Below are 15153 nucleotides of genomic sequence, written 5' to 3'. Positions count from 1 at the left end.
CCACCCCCTTTCAGAGAGAGGCCACCGGACAAGCCTTCCCTGCAACCGGATTATGGAATAGATTAACTCTTCACCGCTCCTAAAGTCATGCCTTTAACAAAGTATTTTTGCAGGAACGGGTACACCATAACGATTGGTAAGGTGGCTACCATGGTAGCAGCCATTCGAATGGTATCGCTGGAAACCGCATTTCGTTTAGCCGAGTTGGCCAGCATTTGCGTTTGTGAGATCATGCCACCGGTCTGAAATTGATTCAATATTTTGACGAGCACGGCTTGCAGGGTCTTCAGATCCGAGCTGTAGGTAAACGCATAGGAATCAAACCAGGCATTCCAATGTCCAATGGCTTGAAAAAGGCCCACCGTTGCAAGTACAGGTGTTGTCAGCGGCATCACAATTCGGAAGAAAATGGTCAGATCGTTAGCGCCATCCACCCTCGCCGATTCTTCAATTTCATGGGGCAGCTGCTCCATAAAGGTACGGACAATAATCATATAGAAGACATTCATCAAACTTGGCAAAATAAATACCGAGAATGTATCTATCATATTCAGTGCCTTAAGCACCATGTAGAACGGAATGAGTCCACCACTGAAATACATGGTAAAGATAAAGTACAGGTTCCAGCCTTTACGACCAATCAGATTCCGCCGACTTAGCGGATATGCAAGCATCGTAATGACGAGAACCGACAGTGGTGCGCCAATCAGCGTTCGTTTGACGGTTACCCACAGCCCGTTTAAGATCTCACTATCTTTTAAAATCTGCTGATAGCTGTCCAAAGTTAAATCCCTGGGCCACAGGTATACACCGCCCCGTACCGTATCCTCCGCGCTGTTCAATGAAAGAACGAGTATATTCCAAAACGGAAGAAATGTAACCAGTAATACGAGAATAAGAATGAAATACACAATGATTTTGAAAATACGATCCCCGAATCTGTTCAGTATCATCACAAGCGCTCCCCTCTGTCTTTTATAGTTAGAACAACGCCTGATCGTTCACTTTTCTGGAAATCCGGTTCACGATGAGGACAAGAATAAAGGCAACAACGGATTTGAACATTCCCACAGCAGCCCCGTAAGAGAACATGCTGTTCTGTAGTCCGTATTTGTAGGCATAAATATCAATAACTTCGGAGTATTCAAGCACCGTATTATTTTGCAGCAGGTATTGCTGTTCAAATCCCGCATTCAAAATGCCTCCGACCGCGAGAATAGCCAATATGACAATGGTAGGGCGCATGGAAGGCAGCGTAATATGCCACATTTGCTTAAATCGGCTCGCTCCGTCCACCCTTGCCGCTTCGTAGAGCTCCGGATTAATGGAAGCGATTGCGGCGAGATACATAATGGCGCTAAAACCCATCTCTTTCCACATGTTCGACAGTGCGATAATCCACCAGAATAGAGGCCCGTTCTGCAAAAATGCGACCGGTTCTTTGACAACGCCCAGCAGAACCAGAATATTGTTAAGCATTCCATCTGAAGCCAGCAGCGTAATTACAATGTTGGCTGCAATAACCCATGAGATAAAATGCGGCAGATAAGAAACCGTCTGTACAAAGCGCTTGAAAAATCCCTGTCTCGCTTCATTCAGCACAAGCGCGAGAATGATCGGCGCAGGAAATCCGAAGAACAGGGTCAGCAAGCTTGTTGCAAGCGTGTTACGCATAACCCGATAGAAATCTCCTGTTGTAAAGAAATACTCAAACCACTGGAAACCTACAAATTCGGCATGGAAGAACTGATGAAAAAACGATCCTCCACCCGGCTGATAATTCGTAAACGCCATATACAGTCCAAACATCGGACCATAGGAAAATAGCAATGTCGCAATGAAGGCAGGAAGCATAAGCACGAATAACCATTTTTGCTCTTTTAGTCTGCTTATCAGATTATTGCTCCTGACTGTTTTGATAGCGCTTACCTTATGCATTAAACACCCTCCCTTTTTCTATACAGCAGCATGGCCGGCCATATCTTGATTCAACTTCTCTCCTATTTATCATAAATTTGACGCAGATCGCATGCCATAGTCGAATTCTCCGAAAGATATCGCTTTTTAAAGATGTTTTTGTGCAAAGAGAGGATTGGATTTCCATAATCACTCTGCTATGATGAACTGTGCAACGAATAATCAGTCAAGAGAGGGCTTCCCGATGCGCCAATTCTATCGAAAATACATATACATGCCTTTTGTTAACCTGAGCTTTCGTTCCAAATTATTTATGGTATTTGTACTAGTCACCATCATTCCGATGATGCTATTGGTTTATTTTTCGTATGAACTTACCAAAACGAAACTTACCGAGCAGATCTACATCAACATGACGAACTCAACCGCTCAGATCACTAAAAATCTGGAGAATAAACTGGACAGCTACGAACATATTTCCGCTTCCATTTATTTGGATAACCGCCTTGCCAATTACCTTACGAACGAATATCAGGATGATCCATCCTATTTGGATGTCTATAATTACATTGGCAATCGAATTGACACCGTGATGGCTGCCTACCCTGATTTTGATAGCGCATTCATTTATTCGGACAATCTATCGCTGCCCAAAGACAATTATTATATCAGGCCAATTACACCCGAAGTTGAAAACACGGAACTGTTCCACAAGTTAAAACAATCCTATGGGAACATTATTCATCTCTCATCGCCGCAGACAGAGAATGGTCCTGCCATGTTTACGCTCGCCAGGCTACTGAACAACAATAGTAATCAGTACCCCTACGGGATGCTGGTCTTTCAAATTTCCGAGTCTGTCATCTATTCTCTCATGGAAAAAGAAGCAGGCGGCAAAGACATCTTTATCATAAACGACAAGGGCATTATTCTGTCTTCAGCGGACAAGCAGTTGATCAACACAAGCCTGCCCAAGCTACTTCATCAGAATTTTGATGAGACGCCTTCAGGCAGATTTGATACAACGTATCAAGGGGTGAAGGCTCTAGCGGTGTATAACACGCTCAAAAATGGCTGGAAAACGGTGTCCATCTTTCCTTATGACAGTATCATCAAGGATGCCAAATCTCTCTCTCAGCTTATTATCAAAATTTCACTGGGCTTCATTGGCGTGGCCTTGCTGCTCATCTATATTACTGCCTCGCTGTTCAGCAAACGCATCAGGACGTTAATTCGGATGATTCGGCGCATTGAACGGGGGGATTTCAACCCTACCCATGAGGAACAAATGGGCAGTGATGAGATCGGACAGCTTCACTTTGCATTCGAACAGATGACAACCCGGTTGAAAAGTCTGGTTACAGAGGTCTACCAGAAGGAGCTACAGAGCAAGGAAGCCGAGCTTGACCTGCTACAAGCTCAGATCAATCCTCATTTTCTGTATAATACACTCGGCTCGATCTCCTCTCTGGCCGTAAAGCATCAGGACCCTCAGATTCAGGATATGGTTCTTCATCTGGCCAAGTTCTATCGGATATCCCTGAATAAAGGAAAGAGCATCCTGACCATCAATGAGGAATTGAAGCTGACGCAGAGCTATAATGCCATTCAGCTTATTCGGTTTAAGGGCAAGCTGAATATCATCTACACGATCGATCAATCGATCCTGCCATACTCAACCGTGAAGCTTGCGTTACAGCCTTTTGTAGAGAATGCAGTGATTCATGCACTTTGGAATCAGGATCGGCCCCTGAATATCCATATCAAGGGCGTCATTGAGAATCATAGTATTGTTTTATCTGTCATAGACGACGGAATGGGCATGCGGCGTGAGACGCTTCAGTCTTTGTTTGAAGAGAAAGAAGGAAGAGGTTATGGCATTTCGAATGTGGATCGGCGGATTAAGCTGAAATTCGGTGAATACTACGGTGTTAAAGTGTATAGCAAACTAGGCATGGGAACCACGGTCCAGATCCGTCTGCCCCAAAAAGAGATTCAATAAAAAGGAGTGCAATGCAGCCACGATTGGCTTGCAAAGCACTCCTTTTAAACCATGCTATAGAGTCATTACAACTGCTCACGGATACGATACACCAAGCTGTCGAAATCACCGCGTAGGGGCAGTTCTACTCCGATGTTCATCAGTGCACGCCCACTGACCGATAACCCCAGCTCTTCAATGAGATAGCTCTTATCAGCCTGTAGCCCTGCCAAACGCAGTCTTGGTAACGGTTCACCCAGCTTCTGCGAGTGAAGAAAAGCGAACAGCACATGATCACTTCCTTCTGTATCGCTGTACTGGACAGCCGTAACCCCCTTATGACGAAGCGCAGTCAGACGGAACTGTCTGCCGAACTGGACCAGTTGGCGAATGGCTTTGTACTGACCGATGAATTCCCCGGACTGCTCAATCCATTCATCACTCCACTCGTTCAGATTGGAACCAATACCAAGCGTGCCCATCATTGCGCTGTGGAAACGATATTTCAGGGAGACGTTTCGGCCATTCATTCCTGTAGGCGACTCGGTTACCCAACAGGTCATCATACGTGGTGCATACGTATACGAGAAGCCTTCCTGAATGCTCAGACGGTCGAACGCATCCGTATTGTCACTCGGCCAGGACTGGTCGGCATAACGGAAGATACCCAGATCAATCCGCGAGCCCCCTCCTGCGCAGGTCTCAAACTCCACATTCGGGAACTTGGCTCGCAGCTGTGACCAGATATCATACAGGCTCTGGACATGCCTTACCCAAACTTCTTTCTGGCGGTTAATGGGGTGATCCTTCATACCCGGCTCCGTGATGGTCCGGTTCATGTCCCATTTAATGAACTTAATCTCATGTTTGCCCAGCAGTTCGGTCATAAAATCAATAATGTATTGCTTGACCTCCGGCTTGGAAATGTTCAGCAGCAGTTGATTGCGAAGCTCCGTACGGCCCCGGGTCTCAAAATGATATACCCAGTCTGGATGCGCTCTGTAGAGATCACTATCCGGGTTGACCGACTCCGGCTCCACCCATATGCCAAATTCCATCCCAAGTCCGTGAACCCGGTCAATCAGCTCCACAAGACCGTTCGGGAACTTCTCCTTGTTCACGTTCCAGTCGCCTAACCCCGCACGGTCGGAATGCCGCTGCCCGAACCAGCCGTCATCCACGACAAACAGCTCCACACCCATCTTGGCTGCCCGCTCGGCAAGCGCCATTTGGTCCTGTGCGTTCACATCGAAGTAGGTAGCTTCCCAGGAGTTGTACAGCACTTTCCCGATTTCACTGCGCGGCAGTATGTAATCATATTGGTACTGATGCAAGCGGTGGCTCATACCGCCAAAGCCTTCAGGGCTAAATCCGCCAACAAAGACAGGCGTCTCGAAGGTTTCCCCTGCACCCAGCAGCCATTCATTGTCAAAATCATTGATACCGCCCGTTACCCGGACATGTGTGAACGGCGTTTTCTCGGCAACAATCTTCCAGTTGCCGCTCCAGGCGAGAGCACCAAACCATACCCCGCCGCCGCTTTCTGACGAGAGACCGTCATCAATGGCAAACCAGGGGTTGGCATGACCGTCGGTGAAACCTCTCCGTGATTCAAGTACCTTTTTCCCCTCAGTCAAAACGGTATTGCGCAGTTGGAATTCACCCGACCATTTACCCGTAACATGCAACAGGCGGTAATCCTGGAGATAGGGCAGGGTCCAGGCTGCGGATTGCATGCTTTCCAGTACGATAGCTTCCTGTCCCGTATTTACGATATTCGTATAACGCTCCACCAGGTCGAATTCCGGGATGACCCGATATACCAGCTGCGTTTCAAGTGCATACACCTGATCCTTCATTGTGACAATCAGCGTCTGTCTGCCTTCCTGCTCAATGATCTCGTGACGGTCATACCTTACTTGAAGATCGCGGACACCATCAGGCATACGCAGTTTCAGAGATGGCTCTGTGTAAGATGCGCCTCCCCAGAAGCTATACTCTTCTACCTCTCCTTCGACTTCTGCATCAAAAGAGCTATGGGATTGTAGATGGAGCAACGGAGCGCTGTCTTCAATTTCCACCGGGTCTCCCCAATATAGATGCTGGAGATGTTCTCTCTCATTAATTCCGAAAATATAGGACGAGTTCTTCGTCTGTATTGCAAATATACGTTGTTGTTCATTATATTGAATCATCAAGTTTATCATCCTTTCGAGTTCCTGTTACCCTCGTGCTGTATATTGTGAACATACATATTATTGTAGGAAGCAGGAGTTATATTAGCCATATCGCATTCTTACAATCCATAAGGGAAATCATCTGTCATTTCAAAGTGATGAAAATAAGGCTGCGATGTCCACTCGCAGCCTCATAGCTTACTTCAAAATCAGGTTGTAGATGACCTGAGCCGCTTCTGCACGGGAAGCAATCCCTTGAGGTACAAACTGTCCCTGTCTTTGGCCTTGAACCAGACCCAATCGGGCTGCATCTTGTACCGAAGCAGTGGCCCATGAAGAAACCTGATTCATGTCGTTAAACAAGATGTCTGTAGAACCAGCAGGCATTTTTCCAACATTCAGTTCATATGCCTTCATCAGCATCACCGTGATCTCCTCACGGGTAATCTGTGCGTCCGGCTGGAAACGGGCTGCGCTTCGGCCGTTCACAATACCGGCTTGGGTCGCGATCGAGATGGGTTCCGCGTACCAGGCATCTTTCGCTACATCTGTAAAGTGCACTTCCCCTGCTATGGTCAGTCCCAGGGAATGAACGAGCATGGCGGTGAATTCGGCGCGGGTGATTGCACGTCCTGGCTCAAATTGATCCTCGTTTGTGCCATCAACAAACAGTTTAGCCGCTAATTCCTTGATGACAGAGCTGGCCCAATGATTGGCCGGAACATCAGCAAACGTCCGATTCAGTTCCAGAACAGCATACTTGCTGAAGTGGCTCACTTTAGTCGTTAATACACCATTCGTATAATCCGATTTTAGAAATTCAAGTTTTCCATTTTCGTTGATATAATAAATTCCTCCCTGCGTAGGCTCGAAGCCTTCAGCAACTGCCAGACTCAGCGTAATTGGATGATCAAACGCAGAGAGTGTTTCGGTTGTACCTGATTTTGTTGTTGCTGAAAGGCTGAATTCATAGATTTCTCCCTTAAGGGAAACGGTTGCCCGGGAAGATGCATCCACTTCAGCTATGACCTCCTTGGCCTTGCTGCCAAGCGGAATCATTTTCAGGGAAAGCGTACTATCTTCCTGTTGCCCCGCTGGTAGTTTGCTCAGTAGCTGCTGGAACAAACTCGCAGGGATTTGCAGAGTTAGCTTGCCTGATTTCACTTCCAATGTATGGTTGCCGAGCTGCCGTAAGACAGCCGATGACAGTTGCAGCTCCTGAGTACCCGCTTTGATGTCTATAACGGCTTTCCCTGCCCCACTGTCCACTTTCAGCATATCGGCTGTGATCACCAGTTTTACTGTATCGTTCTCCTGAACAGTACTGTTGCCGGAGATTCCGCTAGTATCATTGTTATTTCCATTGTTGCCAGAATTGCCTGGATTACCTGGATTACCTGGGTTACCTGGATTTCCCGGATTTTCCGGGGTGACTGGTTTCTCGGTCAATTTAACCAACTTCGACTCAGCCGGTCCCAGCGAGATGGACCATGAACCCGTGGCTGAAGAAGATTCACCTGTCCACAAGTCTTTTAACGTGTAGGATTTGGAATCATTCAACCCGGCACGACCCAACTGAATCGTTTTGTTCGCTGAATTATTGGCGCTGTAATTAAATACGGCAAGGTAATAATCATTGCCGTCCTTCAGAACAAACGTATCTGCTGCGTTTGCATTCGTATTCCCTTCAAGCGGCTTGAATACTTTTCCTTTCAGCGCCACCTGGAGAACATCCGTGTTATTGTACAATGCCGTCATGTACTCCTGTGCCTTGGGATCGTTCACATCATCGGAATCCAGCATCACCGTACCGGCAATCACACCAGAATTCACCCGGCTGCGGGCTTCCTCCAGACTTGATGCACTGCTTAATGCCAGATGATCAGGGTCTGTATAGGAATAGATCGTGCCATTTTGCCAGAAGCCATATGTCAATGAATTAAGCATGTACTCCGTCTCATTGATTTTGCCATAGGTGTCACAGGAGATTCGTCTGCTGTGCGCGTACTGACTTGGAAAGATCGGTGCAATGGACGCACTAATAAACATTTTTCCGTCCAATCGCTCTTCGACGTAACGCATTCCTTCATTGTATGCCTGGATTCCTGTCGTCACGTTAGTGTCATAGTGTTGGCCTTCCAGTGAGCCATGGGTCAGGAAATCCAGTTTGATGAAGGTGAATCCAAGTGTTTTGAACTTATCCAGAAAATAATTCATGCGCATTTGACTCCCCGGATGTGTCACATCCAGTGCATATGCCCCATCCAGCGTAGGTAGAGGTTTCCCCTTAGCATCCTTGAGTACAATATCACCATACGTATATTTCCCGTTGGTACCATCTACCGTTTGGCTCATATCGTTGCCCCAGTATACAAATGGTCCCCAATAGATGCCCGCATGCTGACCATTGTCCTTAATTACAGATACGGCTTGGGCAAGCTCTGCATCACTCAGATTATCCCAGTAGGAATCCATATTAATGAATACATTGCCGTTATTATTGAACTTCTTCAGGCTGTTCTTAAAATAATTGGACACATCTACTACATTCTGATACGAAAGGCTGCTGTCATAAGCGCCCCAACTATTCCATCCAACCGGAACACCTTGCGGCAATTCCGGATTCAAGGCCAGAGGAGGCGTGATGATCGCATTCGCTTTACCGTATTCTTCAAGTCCTGTACGATAATCACTGAAAGCACCTACCATAATCATTGGTGAGGATAGTTCAGTACCGGTCAGGCTGCCATGAGGCTGGGTATCGCGGGTAACATCACTCGCTGCACCACCATACACAGCGAATTCATTCAGACGATTAGCAGAACCTTTCCAATCAATACCTGTCTTCCATGTGTCATGGGTTACTGAACCGATCACCAGACCGTTACGAGTCGAGTTATTGAATACCGTCGTCATCTCGTAACTGGTATCCGCCCGGTTCATCGTTTGAGATTTGTAGCGAATCCAGGCATCATTGTCAAAAGGCACTGTCAGTACTCGATTATCCGAGCTGACGCCGATATCTACACCGCCCGTATTTTTCACCGTAATTGGTGACATATAATTGCTCTGGATCTCCGAATCACTGAGGGCATCCAGACGGTTGAGGAAATAAGATTTATCTTCATAAAACCGATAGACCTGCTTCAGCGTTGGTTTGTCAGTGGAAGTATGAACAAAAGTCAGCTCAATGCCTTTGCCGAATCCATCCTTAATCTCCAGTGGTTCTCCACCGCTCGCATGACTCTCATACCCTTTGGTTTCCACAAGGCTCTCACCAAGCTTAATACTGCTGAAAATCCCCCGCATCTTCTGCCCATCTGCCCAGCTATAGCCGACTAATCCGGTCTGGGTATTATAAGACACTTCATATTTTCCGTTCGATACCAAGAGGCCATACGTATAATCGGTTACCGTGATATCCCCGTAACGTTGCGAGTCACCCGGTGTTCCGAGATCGTCATCTCCTTCACCCGGATTTTCGGGTTCAGTCTCTATCGCAGGCTCTACGATAATCCGGTCCAGATCGGGAGAATAGCCATTGTTGTCTGAAAAAGTAATTGTATTCTCACCTTCAGTTAACGGGAGTGTCAGGTCATAGGTACCTACCGTATCCCAATCCGTTGTTTTGGGCAGGTCATGGTATTGCTCTTCTCCACTATTTGCGTGGACATAGAAGCTCCGAGGATCACCGGAAAAATAAGCTACCTTAACGCGGTAATCCCCTGTCATCGGGGCTATAATCTTATTGAACGTCAAGGAGCTCCCGCCATTCAGATAGCCAACCTTTTTGCCACCTGAAGCATTGGAACTGTCCATTACACGCGCTTCACCAGTCAGCGTATTGTCCGACTCTTCGGCTTCATAGCTGATCGTATACGGGATTACTTCAATTCGGTCAAAATCGGGGGAGTACCAATCATGATCCGAAAATGTGATAGTATTAACACCCTTATGAAGGGAAGCTCCCACATCATACATGCCTACTGTATCCCAGCTTGCCGTTTTGGGCAGATCAATCATCTCAGCCGTGTCATTGTTCACCTGCATATAGACTGGTCGCTGGTCACCGGAAATATAAGATATTCGGATCAAATATGTACCCTCTGCAGGTACAGTGACATTCGTAAATTGCAGTGAACTGTTTTTGTTCAAATCGGTTACTTTCTTCCCACCTGAACTAACGCTGCTGTCTACCACCTTGGCATTGCCTTTCAAAATATTATCAGCTGCTTCTGCCTCAATGATTGCACCATGCAGATTTTTCTTCCAGTCGTCTCCGCCTCCTTCTCCCGGTTGACCACTGTCCAAACCGCGAATCACAATCTTGTCGATGTCGGGAGAATACCAGTTGTTGTCATCGATCAGAATGGTATTGGTACCCGCGTTCAACGGAAGGGTCACATCAACCATTCCCACCGTATCCCAATCGACTGTCTTGGGCGGTTCTTCAAATTGCTTCTCCCCGCCGTTCGCGCTAATGTTGAATGGCCGCGAATCACCTGAAATGTAATAAACGGAGATCTTATAATTTCCTGCCTCACTTACAGTAACATTGTTAAATTGCAAGGAACTGCCTTGGTACATGCCTCCGACCTTCTTGCCGCCCGAAGCCGTCGGGCTATCAGTAATAGTCGCATTGCCGAGCAAAATATTCCCCTCGGCCTCAGCTTCATAGGTATTCGTATCATCGGCGTGAGCTGTTCGAGCGAACTGGCCCCCGCTAACTACCAAGCAAATAATGATAAAGAATACAAATCCTTTTTTCATAATTTGTCCCAACATAACATGCCTCCATTTTCTTTTGATTGAGTTAGGTCTCCATATGCCTATTCCTGTAGTGGTTCACAGCCATCATCTGTAATCGCTTTCATAAAGAGCTGCCAAATCCCCTCTCTCCTCCTTCCTTTCCTATATGCCTAATTGTAAAAAGGAGGAGGGGGATGTTCCATACCACAATGTTATTATTCATACAGGAAAGCCTCTTTCATTTGCCATATCATAGGTTAGTAAGAGGGAGCCTACCCAAATCATGTTCAGGAAAAATCGGAGGATCATTATCTTTACCTGACAGCCTGTATCATCATATACCTTTCCTGTATTCGTTAGGTGTTACACCTTGTGTCTTTAGGAATAGAGAAATAAAATAGGACGTACTCTCATAGCCCACATTCTGCGCAATATCATGAATCTTGAGCGAGCCATCTGCCAGCAGTTCCCTGGCTTTATCCAGTCTGATACGTGTCAGATAATCGTGGATTGTCATCCCTGTTTTTTCCTTAAAAATGGATCTCAAATAGTTTGGTGACAAGTATACCTGATCGGACAGACTGTTGATGGTAATCGGCTGATTGTAATTCTGGTCGATGAGGGTGCGGACCTTGTGAATCAGTTTGGCATTTTTGTCCATAAACCGTTCACCCAGCATGCTCACGGCATCTTCCGCAGTACCGAGAATCAGATCCTCGATCTCATGGAGAGTCAGCGCATTATAGATGGAATGATACAGCTCTGCACGCTTGGGAACAGGCTTATGAAGCTGCTCCAGCAGCTCATTAACGAGATCTATCGACCAGTCGCAGATGATTTTTTTCTTGACTCGCAGTGTTGCCAATCCCTCAATATACCCGTGCAGCTTCTGCGCGGCCCATTCAAAATCGAGGCGGTTAATGGCCTCAAACCATTCCTTTTGTTCAAATGGGGGCATATGCTCCGTATAAAACTGATTCGAAAGCGTCTCCGCATGAATAATCGTACCTGTACCTTCATAGAAACGCTCGTTCAAAACGATACGCGTCTGTTCGTACAGACAGTGAATATGGGATAACTCGGTTTCTTGCCCCCCTACAGCTGCCGTCACCGTAAAATCCAGGGCACTACGTATAGCCTCAGCCAAGTCTTCCCACGCGTAATGTCCCGGCTGCTGGGCCGCTTCCATAAATACACCGGTCTCCCCTTCCTTGTAATCCACAAAGGTCGCTTTCAGGTTCTTCGCCATGAAGAAATGATCAAGAAAAGACACCAGCCGAGCTGTGCAATCCTCCAGACTTTGCTGTTCCCCTTCGGCCTCCTTGGGATCGATACTGAACAAGGCCATTGCATATCGGGTGGTTTCCGGCTGACGAGTTAGACGGCTGAAACCAAGCGCGAGATCGATAGCCCGATCCGCATCTTTTTCGTAAGATAACTCCTTCAGAATATTGGCTTTGGCCGCCTCCAAGGAACGGTTTTTAATTACAACTTCCTCACAACGCTGTTTCACTTTGTTGATAACGCTTTCAATTTCATTTAGATCGAGCGGCTTTAGCATATATCCCACAGCCCCTACGTTAATAGCCGATTTTACATATTGAAATTCATCGTGTCCGGTCAGAAACATCACCTGGATCGAGTCAAAGCTCTCTTGTATCTTTCTCGCCAGATCAATACCATTCATAATCGGCATCTGTACATCCGTAAGGACGATATCAGGCTGGGTGGCCTCGATTTTCTCCAAGGCCTCCCTGCCGTTGCTCGCTGTTCCCATAATATAGATACCCATCTCTTCCCAGCGGATATAATCCCTCATCATCTCAAGTTCCAGTTCTTCATCGTCTACCAAAAAAATACTATACATCAACGTCCCCTCCCTTTTGTCTCTTTCTGTCTCTATTATATGTTTTTCCCCCCGTGGGACCATGGTCCATATAAATGAAAGTTATTTTCAAGTATAGATCGTTATTTTACCAACTCCAGCTCGCTATTGAAATAGTAACTTTCACCTGCTTCTGCATGAAGGATCGTTCTCTGTTTGCCCCAACAAATCGTGAACGTTCCCGGTGAGTAAGTGTGAATGGTCGTAGATATCAGCTTTCCATTGTCCCAGACAGCGTCTACCTCCGCGTTTCCTTTCGCTCTCAGCCCCGTTATTGAGCCTGTGCTCCAAGCCTGCGGGAGCGCTGGCAACAGATGAATCTCGCCTGCATAACTTTGCAGCAGCATCTCCGCAATGACAGCTGTACCGCCGAAATTTCCATCAACGACAAAGATATTGCTCTCTGCTCCGGCAATGCCTGATTTGGAATAGGTAAACAGATTATCGAAGCACAGGCCGCCAATCAAGTGTGAAAGCTGTTTATAGGCCATCTGCCCATCATGCAGCCTTGCAAAACCCAGACCAAACAGGGCAGCTGTAAACTCGACATCCTCCAGCTCTTCCTGAAGCATGCGGTTCTCCAGCGTTACACGCGCTGCCGCACTGAGTTCCGGTGTCCGGTCTGGTGTAATCTGACTGTCTGGATACAGAGCGTACATATGGGATAAATGTCGATGCTCCGGCTGTACCTCCTCGTAATCCTCCAGCCATTCCTGAAGCTGGCCTTTCTTACCGATCTGTAGAGGTGGCAGCTTGCTGATGGCTTCCTCCAGCTCCCTTCCCCAATCCTCATCTCTGACCAGAAGCTTTGCTGAAGTGAGGCAGAATTCAAAAAGCCGGCGCACCAGTATCTGGTCCATTGTCGTTCCCATAGACAGCTGCTGGGCACCATCTCTCGAATGACCAGGATAGAAATGATTCTCCGGCGAATTGGAGGGACCCGTCACCAGCCAACCGTTCCGAGGATGCTCACACATGTAGTCCAGATAGAATTTCGCGGATTCTTTAAGTATAGGATAGGCCACATTCTCAAGGAAAACATGATCCTGACTGTACTCATAATGCTCAATCAGGTGTGTAGCCAGCCATAATCCGCCTGTAACATTCAGCCCCCAGGAAGTCTCCCATCCAGGCAGCGTAAAGCCCCATACATTGGAGAAGACGTGCGCGACCCATCCGTCGCATCCATATAGATTACGTGCCGTTTCCCTGCCGGCTTTTGCCAGATCCTCAACATACCGAAGTAACGGAAGATGGCTCTCTCCCAGATTCGTAATCTCTGTGGGGTAATAATTCATCTGGGTATTCACATCAAGATGATAATCACAGCTCCAGCCCATTCGGCACGCTTCACCGTCATTCCAGATTCCCTGGAGATGCAGAGGCAGCGGAGAGTTCTCTCGAGAGCCCGCAATAGTCAGATACCGTCCATATTGAAGAAACAAGGCGAATAACTGCGGATCTTCATCCCCGCCACCCTGTTCCAACAAATGAATACGCTGATCTGTAGTCAGATCAGATTTCCCTTTGGCCCCTAACCGAATATCTACCTTGTCATATTGCTCGCTGTAATCTTGGATATGATCCTCTCTCAGCAAGGCATACCCCTTGTTTAAAGCCTTCATCAGCGTATCCTCGTTCTCCGTTACCCAATACTGATCTGTACGTCGATAATCTGTAATTACACTGAAATAAATCCATGCCTCATCCGCTTCGGTCACGGTCAATCGACCCTCTCCACTGGCGATGGTCCCCCCGGAAACAACCATCTTCACCAACCCCTTGGCCCATACGCCGCAAGTCCCATCACTATGTACATTTTCCGTCGCCTGACCTTGGAATTCGAGCGTGTTGTCATTTAAGGCGACAACCTTGAATGATTCTGTGCCTCCCTCCAAACCAAGCGTGAAGGATATGCTACCTGGCGTATCGCTCCAAATTCTGGAGGCCACTATATCATCGGTGTGGGAAGCAAAAACTTCACGAAGAATCGTGGTATCATCATCCTTCCAGAACGCCCCGGCAAGCGCCTGGGTCAGATCCAGCTCTCGTTGGAAGCTACCGCCCTCATCAGAACCCGAATTCTTCTTCTCAAAATCAATAACAACATCACATAATCCAAGATTAGTGCCGAAATTACGCTTCGTTGGCTGTAAATGCTGCTTGGCAAGACGATCTCCTCCAGCATAATCGCCAGCGAAGAAATAACCGCGCATCTCTTCCAGTGCAGCCTTGCCTCCTCCGGAAGGGTGCTCCGGGTCAATCCGACCCGACCAATAGGTGACCTCGCTCATTTTCCATACCTCACGATGCGATGACGCCATAACAACTGCCCCTATTCTTCCATTGCCCAGCGGCAAGCCTTGAGACCAATCCGTTGCAGGGGTTGAATACCACAAAGTAAAATCGTTCATATCATATCCTCCAGTCCAAAATGATTATCT

General features: G+C 47.2%; 7 protein-coding genes. 1 reads left to right on the top strand and 6 read right to left on the bottom strand.

Annotated elements, in window-relative coordinates:
* Nucleotides 1–62: 62 nt before the first annotated feature.
* Nucleotides 63–953 (bottom strand): carbohydrate ABC transporter permease, encoded by an 891-nt coding sequence (locus P364_RS0106245; RefSeq protein WP_029880772.1) that lies wholly within the window; start codon nt 951–953, stop codon nt 63–65.
* A gap of 28 nt (nt 954–981) precedes the next feature.
* Complete coding sequence (locus tag P364_RS0106240) at nt 982–1938, bottom strand: ABC transporter permease (RefSeq protein WP_024629283.1); 957 nt, start codon at nt 1936–1938, stop codon at nt 982–984.
* Between the two features lie 223 nt (nt 1939–2161).
* Here P364_RS0106240 and P364_RS0106235 point away from each other — a divergent pair, with 223 nt between their 5' ends.
* Nucleotides 2162–3919 (top strand): cache domain-containing sensor histidine kinase, encoded by a 1758-nt coding sequence (locus P364_RS0106235; RefSeq protein ID WP_052016514.1) that lies wholly within the window; start codon nt 2162–2164, stop codon nt 3917–3919.
* A 65-nt stretch (nt 3920–3984) separates the two neighbouring features.
* On the opposite strand, the gene P364_RS0106230 is transcribed toward P364_RS0106235, so the two are convergent.
* The 4 genes from P364_RS0106230 to P364_RS0106210 all read right to left on the bottom strand — a co-directional run bounded on the left by P364_RS0106230 (nt 3985) and on the right by P364_RS0106210 (nt 15123).
* The gene (locus P364_RS0106230) at nt 3985–6093 is read right to left on the bottom strand and encodes an alpha-galactosidase (protein ID WP_236642245.1); all 2109 of its coding nucleotides are present in this window, start codon (nt 6091–6093) and stop codon (nt 3985–3987) included.
* Between the two features lie 180 nt (nt 6094–6273).
* Nucleotides 6274–10860 carry an S-layer homology domain-containing protein gene (locus P364_RS36065; RefSeq protein ID WP_024629280.1) on the bottom strand — a complete coding sequence of 1529 codons (4587 nt, stop codon included), beginning with the start codon at nt 10858–10860 and terminating at the stop codon, nt 6274–6276.
* Nucleotides 10861–11158: 298 nt separating this feature from the next.
* The gene (locus tag P364_RS0106215) at nt 11159–12691 is read right to left on the bottom strand and encodes a response regulator (protein ID WP_024629279.1); all 1533 of its coding nucleotides are present in this window, start codon (nt 12689–12691) and stop codon (nt 11159–11161) included.
* 101 nt (nt 12692–12792) lie between these two features.
* Nucleotides 12793–15123 carry a glycoside hydrolase family 95 protein gene (locus P364_RS0106210; RefSeq protein WP_024629278.1) on the bottom strand — a complete coding sequence of 777 codons (2331 nt, stop codon included), beginning with the start codon at nt 15121–15123 and terminating at the stop codon, nt 12793–12795.
* Nucleotides 15124–15153 lie beyond the last annotated feature (30 nt).

The sequence above is a fragment of the Paenibacillus sp. MAEPY2 genome (assembly GCF_000499205.1).
GTDB lineage: Bacteria > Bacillota > Bacilli > Paenibacillales > Paenibacillaceae > Paenibacillus > Paenibacillus vandeheii.
This window is presented reverse-complemented; position numbering and strand designations above follow the sequence as displayed.

Coding starts and splice junctions, on each gene's coding strand:
- P364_RS0106245 (WP_029880772.1), bottom strand. CDS start 953: ATGATACTGAACAGATTCGGGGATCGTATTTTCAAAATCATTGTGTAT.
- P364_RS0106240 (WP_024629283.1), bottom strand. CDS start 1,938: ATGCATAAGGTAAGCGCTATCAAAACAGTCAGGAGCAATAATCTGATA.
- P364_RS0106235 (WP_052016514.1), top strand. CDS start 2,162: ATGCGCCAATTCTATCGAAAATACATATACATGCCTTTTGTTAACCTG.
- P364_RS0106230 (WP_236642245.1), bottom strand. CDS start 6,093: ATGATTCAATATAATGAACAACAACGTATATTTGCAATACAGACGAAG.
- P364_RS36065 (WP_024629280.1), bottom strand. CDS start 10,860: ATGTTGGGACAAATTATGAAAAAAGGATTTGTATTCTTTATCATTATT.
- P364_RS0106215 (WP_024629279.1), bottom strand. CDS start 12,691: ATGTATAGTATTTTTTTGGTAGACGATGAAGAACTGGAACTTGAGATG.
- P364_RS0106210 (WP_024629278.1), bottom strand. CDS start 15,123: ATGAACGATTTTACTTTGTGGTATTCAACCCCTGCAACGGATTGGTCT.